Here is a 16,611-nt window from a genome sequence, read left to right on the forward strand (position 1 = left end):
GGGGCTATGGACGGCAGGCAGGGAAACGTGTCTCAACCCGAATGCATTATTTCTCAATTCGGGCAAAACAGCAAGATTCGATCACCCGACAGCGGGGAAATTTCGCTCTATTAGCGAATATTTACCCTTAACCCCATAGTTGATCTCGACTCTCAGTTTGGGAGGTAAGCGTCTCGCTTGCGGAGCTTGCGCCACTTTTCCTCGTACTTTTCGGCAAATTCCCAGCCCAATTCGCCGTAGATGTCCGAACGCTTCTTATACAGAAGCAGATTGGTCGGATCTTCCGCGATCATCTTATTGAGCAGTTGCAGGGCTTCTGCCTGGCGATCATGCCGGCGTAGATGCCGCAGGTGGACCAGAGCGTACTTCTTATCGGTGGTGTCGACCCAGCTTGCGAGATCATCGAAAGCTTTCTCGAACAACTCGGCTCGCTCTTGGTCGTCCTTCGGCTCTTTGTGAATGTCTTTGTTCTCGGGATGCTCCGGATCGTCAGTCGGCAGATCCATGTAGGCGATTGCCCGAGCTTTGCGGTAAAGCGTATCGATGATCGCTTCCTTCAGCTCGGTCATCTCCTTCATCTGCTTTTTTTCTTTGTCGGTCTCGGGATCGCGACGCTCGGCAAAGTAGCTGCGGACCCTACCGACGTTAATGGCCTTGAGAACCTCGTCCGCGGCCTGCACGACTTCCGGCAAATGGTCCTTGCGATCGTTTTCGTCCAGCAAGATCAACTTGGCCTGTAGCAGCGGAATGTGTTTTTTCTTTTCCTTGTTCAACTCTTTGAACAGCTTGTCGAATTCCTTTTTCTGCTTCTTATCTTTGAGCGTCTTCAGGTAAGCGAGCTTGGTCTCGAATAGCTTGTCTTCCAGAGTAGGCTCGTCCTCTTTCGGTTGGTCCGGGGCTTCCGCCTTGGGCGTTGGCTGCGGAGCAACCACGTACTGCAAAGGAAATCCGTCTGGTCGTCGAGCTTCGCCACCCAGCTTGGAATCGGGATCACCAAACTGGATTTCCCCGATCAACAAGTCGCCCGGCGAGGCCTGTTTGGGAAGCCCCTTCGGATTGGTCGTCAAAAAGACAGGAAGCAGTTGCCCGGGACGAAGCCATGTGGAACTAAAGCCACCATCCTGGCCGACCGCTTTGGCATGCGTATCGAAGGTGCGAATGCCTGGTCCGCTGATCTTGTAGTCGAGCCAGATCGGCATGTCTTCCAGTTCCAGGACCTTGTCGCGGTCCTCTTGGCGGAAGTAGAACGTCAGCGTGTACTTCCCCTTATCGAGCGAAGCATCGCGTCCGCCGGCTCCTGTCTTCATAACCCGCTTGTTGGCATCGTAAATGACGTACACACCGCCGGAATAACGATCGTAGCTATTGGCCCAGATGATAGGTTCTGGCGTGACGGTCGACTTTTCGCTCAGTGTGAATTCGTAGGTGAGCGTGATGCCGTAGTTCAGTCGTTTCTGAGGGAACTCGTCGCGCTCGGGGTCGAGGGCTTCGACTTCGCTTTTCACCGGCAGCAGCGTCTTACGGAGCTTCTCGAACTTGGCACTCGGCTTGATCTCCATAGGCGCCAGGCTCGACTGAACATCGATGCGATGAATCGGGTTCGTTCCGTCCCAGGTCAACTCGGCTGGGCTCGGCAGGATCCCAAAGAAGGTCGCTTTCAATTCCACTTCCGTTTGACCAAGCGTGGACCAGTATTGGGCCAGGGTCATTTCCAACGTCTTCCCTTCAGCCACAGCAAAACTAATCTCGGTGGCCTCATTCGGTTCGACCCGCAGGAAGCTCTTCTTTTCGATCGTCGGAAAAGCTCGATCTTCCAGACGCTGCAAAGCATGAAATACGTACAGTTTGCTATCTTCGGTTTTGATCGGCTTCACGCGGACATTCACCCACGTGGCACCCATCGGCACCTCGATAAAGGTGCGGTCGATCTGCCCTGGCTTAAGCCGCAAGGTTGTTTGGAACTCGGTGGGTGTCTTCTTGGGCGAAGGAACCAAGACGGTAATCGGCACCCGGAAACGTGGCCCCATGTCGGGCTTATCGGCGTAGTAACCTTCCACCGACGCGAAGTGGGCTCCTGGCTTCAGATTGCGAGGATCGACTTCCATCTTGAAGCTGCGGCCGCCATGGTTCACATAGAAGTTCTGGGGAACCTTCACCCAGTCGGCATCACACTTCAGGAAGAACTCGGCGCGATAGTCGGCCCGCGGACCGTACTTGGCGTCTTCGTTGAATTGGGGATCGACCTCAACCGTGATTTCCTGGGTACGTTTGACTTCCTCTGGCTCTCGCAGGTAGACACCTCGTTTGGTTCGCATGCCTGGCAAGGAAACGTCGTAACGAACTTCTGGCTCGACATCGTCACGGTGATCTTCCAGCCAATCGAAAGCTGCGTCGACCTGGATCAGCCCGTGACCATTGGCCCAGACGGTACCCCCTTCAAGCTTACGAGCCGTATTCTTGATGGCCAGTTTCACCGACTCCGGCGTATAGTCGATCTTCTCTTGCTTCAGTCCGCTGAGGATCAGTGCCACACCGCCGCATGCATTGGGCGAAGACATCGATGTCCCGTTCATCAGGCTACCTGGCGACAGCGACCAGCGCGAGACAGGTGAGACCGCGGCACCAGGTGCGGTAATATCGACACCCAGGTCACCATCCATCGTCGGTCCACGCGAGCTCCAAGTGAAAGGCTTTTCACTCAGATCTTCACGCACGGAATAGGCCGAAGACATCAGCTCAGGCGAGACATAGGCACCAACACCGAGAATGGCCGAGGTCGTTCCGCCTGGGCCGCCAACGGTGCTAAGAGCCGGGCCACTATTGCCGGCACTAGCCACAAAGATCACGCCGTAGCGATTGACAATCTCTGAGAACAAGCGAGCCGTTCGGCCCGTGCTCCATTCAGGCGAAGGTCCACCGTAGCTCATGTTGATCAGGTCGCACTTGTTTTCCAGCACGGCGATCAGACCGCGGTCTTCACCAATCCCGGTTGAGTTCGATCCGAGTCGTGAGTCGCCGATCTTCACCGACACAATCTGAGCCCCTGGTGCCACACCGTTGAGTTCTGGCTTTTCGGGATAGTTGGCCGCGATGATCCCGCCCACGTGTGTACCGTGCGTGCCGGCATCGCAGACGATGCTCAGGACGTCACCATCCTGATAGATATTCACGGCGAACGTCACCAGGTCGACCTCGCCAAAGGTCGAGTACTGACGCTTGACCTTGTAGTTGGTCATTACCTTCTCGTCGCTCAGATCACCATCTTCATCTGTGTCGATGACGGCCTGCCACTGCTTGCCGTCGTTGAAGACAACGCAGTCATAGATTGGGCCGGGATCGCTCCAGTTCTTGCCCAGCTTGGTCAACTCTTCCAGTCGAGCTTCGAGTTCCTTCTTCTCTTTTAGCTTTTCACCTTTCGGCTTGGGATTGGCTTTCTTAAAAGCTTCCAACTCACGCGTTAGCCCCTCGACCTTCGCACGAACGGCTTCGTCCCATGGCTTACGGTTTTCGGCTCGCAAGCGGGGAACAAGACTATCGGGAAAGAGTTCGTAAGCTGGCTTCATGCCAACGCGGTATTCACCGCTGGGGTTTTTCCACTTTTCGGGAATGGTCAGCTTTCGTCCGGTCAGTCCTTCGATCTGACCTTCTTCCACTTTGCGAACGGTCGTCGTGCGGACGTCACCACTGCCAGTAGCGTCGATCATGTCGATGATCTTGGGCTTTCCATCGGACGTGACCTGAAGACCCTCCGCGGCCGGATCACAGCCGGTATCGAACACGGCAACAATCACATCGCGGCCATCGAATTTGCGGTGCTGCTTCAGATAGCGCGTCGCCCCGATTTCCTTCTTGGGAAGCAAGTCGGCCGTCGGAAAGAACGCGTCTTGTGCAAATGCAGGCGTACAGCAAGTGACCAACAAAACGAAGGCAAAGCAGAAGCGAATCATGGCTGGCTTGGGTTGAAGGATCTTCGCGAGTCGAGAAAGCGTGCAGGCCCTGGGCCGCACAATCTACGTAAACTCTCTATTCTAGGTCGTAACTCCCGCAGCGGCGAAGGTCCAGGATGTAGAAAATTCCGCAGAATCGGCAGAAACCCAACAAAAAAGGCCGCATGAACGATGATGTTCACGCGGCCTTTACGAAGTCGATCAGCCTGCCTGACGGCGTGGCTGCTTATTTCTTCTTGAGCGTCGAGATGTAGTCGACCACATCCACCAGTTCCTGAACCGTCATCAGCTTCTGCAGATCGTTCGGCATGACGGAGATAGGCAGCTTGCGGATCTCTTCCACTTCATCCTTAGGAATGGTGCGGGCAAGACCCTCGGCATTGGTGATCGTAATCGAATCGCCCGTCTCGCTCGTTTTCAAGCCAGAGATTGCAGTACCACTATCGGTCAGCACGGCCCAATTCTCGTAGTTATGGCTGATGCCGGCACTCGGATAGAGAATCGCCTCGAACATCGCCTCGCGGCTTAGCTTCGAGCCAATCTCGCTCAGGTTCGGTCCAACTTCTTTACCCTGATTATTCACGATGTGGCACTTGTTACAGGTCCCTTCGGTCGTGAAGACTTTCTTGCCGCTATCGACAGAGCCTTTCATCTTCACCAACTGATCCATTGGCGGAAGGGGTTTGTTGTCCTTCGATGGCGGCTGCGGGAAGATCTCGTTGGCTTGGTTACGAACGTCGTTCCAAACGGCGATCTTCAGCGGAGCTGCCGCGGCCTGCATCAGTTCGGGATCGAGCTTGCCGCTTTTGGCAAGTTCCAACAACTGCTTAGCCGACTTCTCGTTATTCGCCAGACCCTTCACCGCAGCACGGCGAATTTGCAGGTCAGCCGACGAATCGTTCAACGTTCGTCGTAGCCACGCATTTGCCTGGCCAGTGCTGCTATTGGAGATAGCTGTCGTCAACGCCAACTTTTGTTCCGGAGTGCCTGCGGTCAAGATGTCGGCAAGCAAATCGTTCTGTCCACGTCGCAGCAGAACATCGACAGCCGCAACACCAATCGCCGATTCTGGCTGAGCGATGGCCAGTTCTCGCAGTTGACCGTAGTGCTGCTTGAGCTGGAAGCGATCGACCAAATCGACGTACATCGAGGTCCCTTCCAGCTTGGCAAGCGCCTTCTCCATAGCGGCAGCTGACTCAGGGTTGCTGGCATTGTAGTTCTTCAGTCGTTTGACCGACTCCGAGATGATCATTGTCTCGGCTGCGTCGTGCCGGGTGCCAGCGAAAGCCAACGCAGCGACAGCACTATTCACGCCGTCCGCATTCGGCTGGAAGTCGAGAGCACGGAAGTAACGAGCCAGCTTGTCAGCCGAGTTCGTTTTGTCTTCGATGATCGAGGCCAACAGCTTAGGCGTCTGAGTAGCACGGCTTCGCCAGACGACATCCTTTTCTGCATCGGTATCAATCTTGCCATCGATGGCCGACAGGTAGGCAGCCAAGCGGCCGTCCCAGTGCAGATCGGCACCGATGCCGAGAGCTTCGAGATACCAGCGATCCTTGCCATCGTACTTCTTGGCCAACTGAGCCCATTGCTGGGAAGCCTCGTCGCTACCGTCAAAGCGAAGCTCGATGGCGGCACTGCGAAGAACCTGAGGGTTCTTGTCACCCAAGACTTTCGCCACGACTTCTGTCGCAGGAATCTTCAGCTGATGTGCCAGACGCAGGCCCACGATGCGAATGTCGGGATCATCAGAAGACAACGCCAGGTCGACGTACTGATTCCCCTTCCCTTCGATCTTACCGAGGAGCCACATCAGGCGAGCCTTTTCTCGAGTATCTTTCGCCGAGTCATAGGCCGCTTTCAGTGCCGCTTCGGCCTGGGCACCTCGCTCGTGCAAGTTGGTCCAAGCCATGTAGCGAACCGAAAGACATGGATTATTGAGAGCTTTGATGCAGCCTTCCACGGTGGCGAAGTCGAACTTCGGCACGATGTACTTCGAACCTTCCGGGGCGACGCGGAACAGACGGCCGCGATCGAGGTCGCGCTGACCGTGACCACCGACGCCTGGGTCGTACCAGTCGCTGACGAAGATCGATCCATCCGGAGCCACACACACGTCGGCCGGACGGAACCAGTTATCGCGGGCACCTTGCAAGATATCGACCGACTCGGCCGAGAAGCCAGCGCCGTCCTTCTTCACTGGGTAAGCACGAACAACACTTGGACCGGCATCGCAGTGAATCACTTGATTGTGAAACACCTTTGGCAGTAGATCCCCTTCGTAAAAACAAATGCCCGTTGGCGAACCAGCACCGGTTTGCAGAAGATTCGGTACGACGCCTGGGTCATTCAAGTGCCAGTGCTGCAGCGGAACCTCGGTTTCCATATTGGTGCGAGGATCACGCCAGCCGGCGCCGGTCATCTGGTCGCGATAACCATAGTTGCCATACTGCATCACGTAGTTGATACGGACGCCGCGGTTACCGTCGTCGTCGTTGTCGCTTTGCCACAGGTTACCCAGCGAGTCGACGGTGACTTCGTAGTTGTTGCGGAAATTATGTCCGAGGACCTCGAACTCGCTTCCATCCAGATTGCAGCGAAATGGCATGCCGCCGAAGTACGGCTGGCCATTGTCAATCACTTCGTTTCCAGCCAGGTCGACAACCACCTTGCCGTTGGCATCGTAGACCTGCTTGCCAGTATTCCCGACGTTCCAGTAAAGCTTGCCATCGGGCCCGAAGAGAAAGCTGTGGGCGGAGTGGTCGTGCTGAGGCTGGCCGGTGTTGGTGAACAGAAGCTCTTTCTTCTCAGGCTTATCGTCACCATCTTCATCGGTAAAGACGTAGATATTCGGTGAAGCGGAAACAATGACCTTGTTTCCCAACACGCAGATACCCATCGCCGAATCGATTTCGCGACCCTGGTAAAAGACCTTGGACTTCTCGGCCACTCCGTCCCCATCTTCATCTTCCAGAATGAGGATCCGATCCCCTTCTTCGCGGCTGCCGTTGTTGCGGCGGTAGTTCATCACGTCGCAGACCCAGATGCGGCCGCGGTGATCGATATCGATATTGGTCAGGCTCTTCAAGTCTGGCTCGGAAGCAGTCAGCGTTGCTTCAAGACCTGGGTACACGTCGAGATTCGCGACGGCATTTTCAGGACCACGGCCTGCGTTCTCGGCTTGCTCGGAAACGTTGCCAGGGTTGGTGGTGTAAACAGCAAACTGAACCGAGGTATCGTTGCCGCCGTTTTGATTCGTTCCACCATTATCGAGCCCGCCCTTGGCGACGAAGGTTGTATAACCTTCAGGCAGATCGTATTCGATGACGGAGTTCGCATGTGTGCCGATCCCGTCCTCGTAAGGCTTACCGTTGACCATCAACGGCGTGCCGTCGACATTGCGATTCTTGTTAACTTGGCGCCAGTCGGTCGTCGCTTTCTTCCAGTTCAGTTCCGTCAGGTTCTTTTCACCACTGGGACCGACCAACTTGGGTTCAATCCAGTCGGCCCAGTCGCAGCTGTAGCCGTTCCCACCGTCGCTGACGACGAGAAACAGCTTCTTGGCCCCTTTCAGGTCGACTTTGATGTCGACCTGATGTCCGGGAGTCGCCGTCGTAACGACGGGACTTTGGTAGAGAGGCTTTACATTCTGGGAAACCTTGTTGGAAGTTGGCTTCTTGGCTTCCCTCTTCTTCGACTGGGGCTTGGGACCTGGAATCAGGCCTTCCATGTCGTCTCGCGATAAAGAATTCGACTCGACGCCGTTTTCCGGAACCTCTTCATGGCTGATCCAGACAATAGCGTTGAGTGCCACTTTGCGGAAGTTCTCGTCGGCCCAGTTCCAGTGGAAGTGACCGCCGGTGAAACCAAAACCACGTCCGCCATCTTCCCGTTCGGAAGCCCAGGCAACGTGTTGTGGCTGGCCCTTCATCGCGCGAACGTGTTGGTTGCCGCTATGTGGACCATCGGGTCGGCTCAGCGTGCTTTCTGGTGGAGTGGCAGTCAGAATTGGGGTGACGCCGACCATGTCGTTGCGAAACCGCATGTTGTAGTACCACTCGTCGTTGATCTCGAATGGTTCGACACCATTGGCAACCGGGTGATCAGGCAGACTCTTGAACGAGGCCGTCCAGTGTGGATTGACGCTCCACCAGGTTTCAAAGTAGCCGCCAATCCAATCAACGAACTTGTCACCAGGTTCGCCCTTAGGGATTTCCACGCCATAGTGAATGCATGCCAGGCCGATACCCTTGTCCATCAGCTTCTGGAATTCTTCCAGGTGCGGCTTCAAGAGGTGACGTTCGCCACCATCGCAGTAGACAACCACCGCATCGGCGTTGTCGAACGCGGTCGGATCGTCAGGCCAGCCACCTTTGTAGATCGAAGCTTCAAACTGCGGCATGTTCTCGGTCAGAGCCAACATCAACAGTCGGCAACCAGCGACGTGTTCGTGATCGCCCCAAGCATGGCTGGGCGTACCAGGAACGAACACCACTTTCTTCTTACCTTCCTGCAAAGGAAGACGCTTGAGCATGATGTCCTTGAACTGGACCTTCATCGGAGGACCAGCGTGCAACTGCAACGCCAGGATACCGCTGGTGCGGGCATCCTTTTCGCCTTCGTCGATGACTTCGCTGAAGACTTCGCCGTTGATCTTGTGGATCAGGTGGTTGCCCTTGGCGATGATGTGGTAGTCGTTCCAATCTTCCTGCTTGATCTTGTCTTGCAGGTCCGCCGACTTGGCGAAACGTTCCTTCTTGGGATCTTTGTTGCCGTCCTGGACAATCGCCTTTTCGCCACGCTGAGCGAGGATACCGCGGCCGCGTTCCTCGTAGTTGATACCACTGTAGGTCGTGCCGCTATCGATGTCGGCCTGGTAGCCTTTGACGACATGGTTGCCCAGGTCGGTCGAGCGATACTGGATGCCCGAGTTACCACCAACGATGCGGTACTTGAGCTTCAGTTCAAAGTCATCGACCTTGCCCTGCTCCCAAATGATAAACGTGTTGCCCTTGGTGGGATTCTCCGAGGTCGTCGTTCCAGTAATGGCGCCGTCTTCAACACTCCAGAAGGTGTCGATGCCGCTCCAACCATTGAGCGTCTTGCCATCAAAAATAGGCTTGAAGCCGGCATCGTCCGCCGAAGCGACATTCGCTGCGGCGGTCACCAGAAAGCCGACCAAGAGCCATGCCAGATGCTTAATCATGAGAGTGAAATCTCCTGCATTCATGAGGTAAACGGGATGCGTGTGGACAGCCGCGCGCGGCTGATGAGAAGCTTGCGAATGTGGGGTGCGTTCGCCAGGCTGGATGGAAGTCTGCGATCAATGCATACCCTTCCGAGAGACGAACATGCGGCTGGACACTGTTAGTTTAGCGGGGACGAAGCCGGAAATGCACTAGATCTGTGCCTATTTCTGTACCCATTTCGAAAAATGAACGACGTCTGCAGCGGCGTAAGGGGCAATACACTTCCCTACTTAGCAACAAAAAAGACTCGCCATCAAGTCGATGTGCGAGTCTTTCAATAACCTTGAGTCACTTAGGCGGAATGCTTAGTTACCAAACGGATCGTTGCTCATTCCGGCTCCGTTGTTGGAACTGCCGAACGGATCGGAGCTGGCACCGCCACCAAACGGATCGTTGGAACCACCTCCCGAGTTGCCACCGCCGAATGGATCGCTCGAGCCGCTACCAAACGGATCGTTGTTTCCGCCGCCACTGGGCGGACCAAATGGATTTGCATTTCCTCCGCCACTGCCACCGAATGGATCGGCTGCCGGAGCACCGCCACCAGGTGCAGCAAACGGATCAGCAACACCACCACCTGGGGCTGCGAATGGATCGACCGCAGGCTTGGTATCTCCTGCGTCTTCTTCTTTCTTGCCACCCTCGGGAGCTTCTTCTTCGCTCTTAGGTGCTTTCACATTGACGTGCACCATCGGATACGGATGGGCGGCCGATCGCAATACAACCAGGCGTCCCGTTTTCGAGCCGATCACAATTCGATCGGTTTCGGGGTTGGTGTAAAAGAAGTCGTAGCCAGACAAAGGCAGTGTCCCAACCTGAGCACCCGAATTGATATCGAGCACAACGAGATTTTTGGTCTGATCCAGGGCATAGACGTACTGATCATTCGCTGCCAGGAACTGTTCGACACGTGGCACGAACCACTTCACGCCACCATCATCGATACTGAGCTTGTACAGCCCGCCTCGCTTCAATGCCACAAAAACAGCATCGCCGATGGCAATGGCCGAAGTGTCAATCGGCTGTCCGCACGAGAATCGCCACTGCACGCTACCATCAGGAGCATACAGGCAATAGACATAACCCGTCTCGGTCGTAAAGAAGAGACGCAGAGGTCCTTCAAAACTAGGTGGCGCGAGGATCTGACCACTCGATTCGATGCGATAGCGAATCAACGGTCGATCGGCATAGCCCACGTAGAAGTAATCGCGATCGGTCGCCCAGGCAACCGACGTTTTCGAAGCGACCATTGGCTTGTGAATTCTACCCAACGACTTATAGCGCGGCGTCAGTCGTGGTCCGCCTTCAAAGTTGTAGGCAACGACGGTTCCGTCGAGCATCGGAATGTAGACGAACTCTTCACCAACCACAGGCCCGGCAATCGGAACGCCTTCCAGCTTTCGAGTCCAGACCAACTCGCCGTTGTTGCGATAAATGCAGTTCAGAGCAAAGTCGTTAATTGTGAAAACAAAATCGTCGTTGGCATTAGGCGTCGGTTGGGGGTACCCGCGACGACCGTACACTTTCGACCACTCGGTTCGACCCGTACGACCATTGACCGACATCAACATGCCGGCGTCGCTTTGAGCCAGAAACGTAATTTCTGGAATCTCCAGGCGATTAACAACCGGCTTTCCCTTGCTGTCGTCCAGACGAGCGACATACTGATCGGCCTTGGCCTTCGCGCCTTCTTCGCCCAGCGGCTGTCCGACGATGCTCAATTCGTTGGAGGCGAACGTTGCCTTCCGCCCATCCTGTTCCACCTCGAAGACGACCAACGGATTCTTCAGGCTGACCACCTGGCGAAACGCTTCAATCTCGGAACGATGCGGATCGATCGGCAATTGGCCTGTCCACAACTTCTCAAGACCCAATCGCTCCAATTCCAAAGGAGAGAAGTTTCGCGGCCCCAGTTGAGCCATCGCAGGACTTGCGGCCAGCACCAGCATGGCAAATAGGAACAGCCGCGTAACGCATTTCTGAATGTGCATAATCGTCTTGCTTCCTTGGGTCGGCCTGAACAGGGTCCGACTTTCTGTGTGGAAACTACTGCCAGATAAGGTCCTTCACGGCCTGAATCGGCTGCGAGGATTGGAATTTAGATTTTTTGCTCGATGAGAACGCCAACAATACGTCCTCTCTAAGCATAACACTCGATTAGGAAATACCTTGCCGAGTTTTTTCATCTTAATTCAGATACCCAGAAGCGTCACGTTTTCGCCCAGGATTTCGCCAAAACCTTGTTTTTCCACGTTTCCAGGGGTTCTGCATCGCCTAGACCCCATGCACGCTGGGCTCTACCATGAACTCTTGCGGGAGGATTTACCACTCTCGTGAGGGGATCGAATGGCGTGTCGAATGAAATACCGCCCACCCCTCGCATTGGGTACTTATTTTCAATCACAGTGGACGGTTCATGGGTGATCGAACTGAAGAGAATGTTCTGCTCGAGAAGATACTCGGCTATCTCAATTTCTCTTCCGGAGACTTCGACGCACGCTTTGCCACTGCGATGGACCATCTGTTTCGCCAAGTGGCCGAAGCAAACCCAGACAGCCCCTTTTGGAAATGGTCGCAGGTCGGCAGCACACTGAAAGAGGGTCTTGCTCGCCTGAGGACGTCTTCCGCTGCCCTCAAACAAAGCACCCAGGCTGAGACAGCTCTCCACTATATCTTTGACGTCGTTCTGCCGGGCTACCTGGAATTCCATCACGATCTTCTGTTCCACCAAAGCGGCGAGAGCCTGTTCTCTCCTTACTTCGTGGTCCGCGTGGCGCAGTCTGTTCTGATGCAATCGGCCGAATGGGACAACGAGGATCGGGTTCTCAAGAATTGTCTCGATCAGCTCAACGATTACATCGGACACCGGCCGGTACCTGCACTCGAAACCCGCAAGACCGAACCGTACGCCCATGAGTATTGCCGCCCTATTCCGATTTGGCTGAAAGGGGCAGGCGCATGTCAGAGCCGACATCAGGAGATCGTCGAGAAGACATTGGAGCTACTCGAAAGTACGGCACCTGACATCCTGCAAGATGCCGGCTTCGATCCCGCGAAACTAGTCGAACTGGCGATCGACCCACGAGCATACGACTTCGAGCACCCGGTCAACAAACGTCCGAATTACCAGTTCGGACAATGGGACCCGGACAGCATCGACATGAGCGGTCACTACAATCGCTTTGTCGTACAACAAGTTACCTTGGAAGCATTAACCGATCGCGTCGATCGCAACCCTCCGGAAAACTTGAGCCATGACGAGCTCATTTACGAAGGGGCAGCCGTTCTGGCCGGTGTCATCCTTATGGGTGCCGGAATCAGTGGCAGCGGACCAGGTGCTTACGATAGCGAGACAACCCTTTCGAAGCTGGTCCCCGTTATCGCCAACTACCGCGATCGCTTTTACAACCAGCTGCTGGATAACTGCCCTGAGTCGATGGCCAAACGGCTCAATGAAGAGTCGATCCAACGACGCCAACCATTCGGGGCCGCTCGCCAGCACCTGAATGCGTATCTCAGCAATCGCCGCGCGAAACAGCTCGCGCACGTTCGCCTGGCACTCATCTTTTCGCGGATGGGTTATCCCGAAGCGGCAGGCAAACAGGTCGATATCGTCCCAACCGCGTCCGCGCGAATGCAGTGCCGTATCGAGTGCTTCATCACCCTCGCCCATCAGGCCATGCGTCGCGGCGACCTGAACGAAACCATCGAGTACATCCACCGCATTGTCGACCGCTTGCATCGGGCGATCGAGTGTGGAGCGATTGTCGATCCCTGGAACATCCTGGGCTTCGATGGCCAGTTCAGCTTGTTCCCGGCGTACGAAAACAGCGTCCGCGATCATCGCGTGGATGACTTGGCACGGATGATTGAACAGATCTTCGATCTCATGTCCCAGGCACTCAGCGAAGCGGCCGTTCGCGACGATGAGGCAGTCCGCTCGAAAACGGCCTGGGCGTTCGAAGAGTTCAGCATGTGGTGGCATCAATTCGCCACGCACGAGCTTTCCAGCGTCGACAGCCCCAGCGGTGATGATGCCTTCGCGGCTGCTCGACGTGTTGCTGATGCCTTGCGTTTGTGGCACAAAGCCGGAGCGGAAGCTGGCGACATTGCCTTCTGGTCGCCGCATGTCGAAATGTTCGATTCCCCCAAGGCCTATGGCCTGGTGATTCAAGCCTTGCTGGAGCGAAACGATTTCGTCACCACGATGGCCTTGTTGATGAACTGGCTCGAACAGGCCGACGAGATTCCGCTGCATCATCTCGACACGTCCTACTTCAGCATCGCAACGCAGTGGATTCTGACCCTTCAGAAGCATCGCGAGACGCTGGCTGATACGCCTGAGAACCAGGCCGAAACGTGGCAGATGCTTCAGCGTTTCATGGATTTCCAAGAAGCCAACGCAGGTATCTTTAGCCAGGTGCCGGGATGGTTCTCGAAGCAAGCCAAGAAGGGACAGTTCGACGAAGAACTCGACGCGTTGTTCCAAGGAGAAGAGCCGAGCGAAGAGGATGACATCTTCCAGGCCGCCTACGAAGACGTCACCTTCACCGATAGCACCGACGACGGAAACGAAGGTGCGATCTTTGAAGGGGGGTCGAGTTCGACCGAATCGAGCGAAGAACTGCAAGTCGAATCACGCCGCGTCAACATGCACATCTCGTTTCTGAGTTGTGTGGCCCAACAATGGCAGATGGCTGCGTTCCAGGCCCTACGCACCCAAGGTGAGCCAGTCGTCGTCGAGAAACTGCTGCAGTGGCGAGAGCAGGCGATTACCAACTATCGCGAACTGCTGGAACTGCTATTGGTCGTGAACCAACATCAGCTGAGCGATATCAGCGGCGACCACCAGGAGATGGTCGAGTACGATCGACAACGTGCCGTGAAAGAGTTCATGCTCGAACGAATCATCATGACGACGGTGAGTACGGCCTCGGCGGCTCGCATCCTCTCGTCGGTCGTGGCCGCGGTTGCTCCGGAGCACAAGCAATCGCTGGAGAATCTCGAAAAGGAAATCGGTGCCGAACAGACGCTGGCAGTCGATCTGCTGGCTGCGATCCTGGCAGGCGATACCGAGGCCGTGCAGAAGCACTTCCCACCGATGCTCAATACGCTGAAAGACAAGCCACTGCTATACGTGCCGATCTCGAAGCGGGGTGGGCCACTGCGAATTGTCTCGACTCGCGTTCGCCAATCGACCATTCGTGAACTGCTGCACTGGCTACCGCGCATCGGACAGTACGACTTCTCGCGTCAAATGCTCGACACGGCGCGGAAGATGGAAAACGACAACCCGATCGGTCCTGGCGCAATCACCGAGTTCGACGCTCTGTTTGAAACAGGCTTCCTGGCAATCATCGATGCAGTTGTAGCTTCGTCCGAAAGCTGGGAAGTTGCCAAAGAGGGAGCATCGGAACTCGACAACGCCCTGGTCGAGTGCCTGGAGCATGTCACCCAGAACCTGTTAATCGTGTGGCTCAATCACAGCCGGACGCTCCGTTTGTCGGCGGTCGAGAAGTTTTCTGACCCAGGTCAATGGAAGCTTGTTCAAGCTTTTATTCAGCGGTACGGGGCCGACCTGTTCACCCAACACTTCTTCAATCGCGGCAATATCCGTAGCATTCTGCATGGTGGCGTAGAAACCTGGATCGAGAAGGTTCGCCAGCAGTGGCCCGAAGAAGACTGGCCCCTGTTCATTCAGGCCATGGGAACGAATATCAATCGGACCGAATCGATTGCCTGCTTCAGCATGGTACTGGAAGCGGTGTTGGAGAACTTCGCCGAGTACCGCGATTACAACAGCACGACCACGCAAAGTGACCGGGGCGAGTACCTCTACATGTTCCTCGACTTCCTGCGACTTCGTACCGCGTACGATCGGGTCTCGTGGAACCTTAAGCCGATCGTCATGACGCACGAGGTGCTTGTCCGAACCGGGCACTCAGAAGCAGCCCAGATGTGGCGCAAGGCCTTGGCCGATCGCATCGAAGACGAAGCCGACAAATACGTACAGAAGCTGCGTAACCTACAACGCGAATACGCCATGCAGATGCCCACCGTAGCCGACCGCATCAAGGAGCGTTTCGTCAGACCGCTGGCCGTCGACCGCATCTGCTCGCTGGTCGAACAATCGATGACCAACATGGGAAGTGAAGAGGCCAACACGGCCTTCAAACTCCTGTACGATGAGGCGGAAGCCTTGGTCGAAGAGCCCAGCGGCGTGGGGCTCGATATTCCGGCATGGCTCAAGGCCCTGGACGAGGAAGTAACGAAAGTCGAACTCGAAGCTAGCTTCTCGACCGAAAACGAAGCCTGGCAACCTGGTGAAGCGATTCCGCTCAGGAAGCTTTCTCTGGAAGAAGTTCACGACCAAATCGACAGCTGGACGACCCATTTCCCTTCCGGTGGAGACGACGAAGAGGAATAATGAGTCAGTTAGTAGTTTTCAGTGTTCAGTTTTCAGCAAAATCCTTTCTACTGAATACTTCGCATTGAAGACTTGCACTGCATCGCCGCTCTGAGAATTCAGGATGTCGGCAATCCGAGCCATCGTCGAAACAGGTACCAAGCAATGAACTTTCGAGTTGAAATCCCCATCTACCGTGGGCCGCTCGATCTTTTGCTGTACCTGGTGCGTAAGCACGAACTCGATATCGTCGATATTCCCATTGCTCAGGTAACCCAGCAGTACCTGGCCTATCTGGAAATCCTCAAGGCGATGGACGTCAACAGTGTGGCCGACTTCCTGGAGATGGCCAGCACGTTGATCGAGATCAAATCGAAATTGGTCCTGCCGCAAGTCGAGGACGCCGACGAAGATGCCATCGACGATCCGCGCGAGCAGCTCGTTGAACGCCTGTTGGAATATAAGCGATTCAAAGACGCCGCCAGCTTGTTAGAAGATCAAGGTCGCAACTGGCAGCGACGATTCACGCGCATCGCCGATGACCTGCCTCCGCGGAAGGTCGATGTGGCCGATCAGCCGATCAACGAAGTCGAGCTGTGGGACCTGGTCAGCGCGCTCAATCGTCTCCTGAAAGACAGTAAGGCTCAACAGCCAACCAATATCGTTTATGACGACACCCCGATCCGCGTGCACATGAAAGCAGTGCACGAGCGGATTGTTCACGAAGGAAAGGTCCGCTTTCACACCCTTTTTCCACCAGATGCCGCCAAGAGCCGCATCATTGGTATCTTCCTCGCCCTGCTGGAATTGATCCGCCACTATAATACGCTGGCACATCAGGACGAGGGAGAAAGCGAAATCTGGCTTACCGCCGGCGAAGGATTCTCGGCCGAAGTTCATTTTGAAGATGTCGATGAATACGAACCAGGAAAAGCAGCTGCCGAGTGAACCTGAGTTGGCAGATGACCGTCCTTTCCTTCCTCGACTAACCACACCCTGATAGAGCGCG

5 protein-coding genes are annotated in these 16,611 nt (G+C 55.4%); 2 read left to right on the forward strand and 3 right to left on the reverse strand.

Going from position 1 to position 16,611, the window contains the following annotated elements; all coding sequences use genetic code 11:
- Positions 1-152: 152 nt before the first annotated feature.
- The 3 genes from PSR63_RS09915 to PSR63_RS09925 form a co-directional block, all read right to left on the reverse strand.
- Entirely contained in the window at positions 153-3,947 is a 3,795-nt protein-coding gene (locus tag PSR63_RS09915) for a S8 family serine peptidase (RefSeq protein ID WP_274332869.1), read from the reverse strand.
- Positions 3,948-4,173: 226 nt separating this feature from the next.
- On the reverse strand, positions 4,174-9,153 hold the full coding sequence (locus tag PSR63_RS09920) for a PVC-type heme-binding CxxCH protein (protein ID WP_274332871.1): 4,980 nt from the start codon (positions 9,151-9,153) through the stop codon (positions 4,174-4,176).
- A 348-nt stretch (positions 9,154-9,501) separates the two neighbouring features.
- Positions 9,502-11,187, reverse strand: coding sequence for an outer membrane protein assembly factor BamB family protein (locus tag PSR63_RS09925; protein WP_274332873.1), 1,686 nt, complete (start codon positions 11,185-11,187; stop codon positions 9,502-9,504).
- 425 nt (positions 11,188-11,612) lie between these two features.
- Here PSR63_RS09925 and PSR63_RS09930 point away from each other — a divergent pair, with 425 nt between their 5' ends.
- Both PSR63_RS09930 and PSR63_RS09935 read left to right on the forward strand, forming a co-directional pair.
- Positions 11,613-15,623, forward strand: a complete 4,011-nt coding sequence (locus PSR63_RS09930; protein ID WP_274332875.1) for a hypothetical protein — start codon at positions 11,613-11,615, stop codon at positions 15,621-15,623.
- A gap of 144 nt (positions 15,624-15,767) precedes the next feature.
- Positions 15,768-16,550 (forward strand): segregation and condensation protein A, encoded by a 783-nt coding sequence (locus PSR63_RS09935; protein WP_274332877.1) that lies wholly within the window; start codon positions 15,768-15,770, stop codon positions 16,548-16,550.
- The last annotated feature ends 61 nt before the right edge of the window (positions 16,551-16,611 follow it).

The organism is Bremerella sp. P1 (assembly GCF_028748185.1).
Lineage (GTDB): Bacteria > Planctomycetota > Planctomycetia > Pirellulales > Pirellulaceae > Bremerella.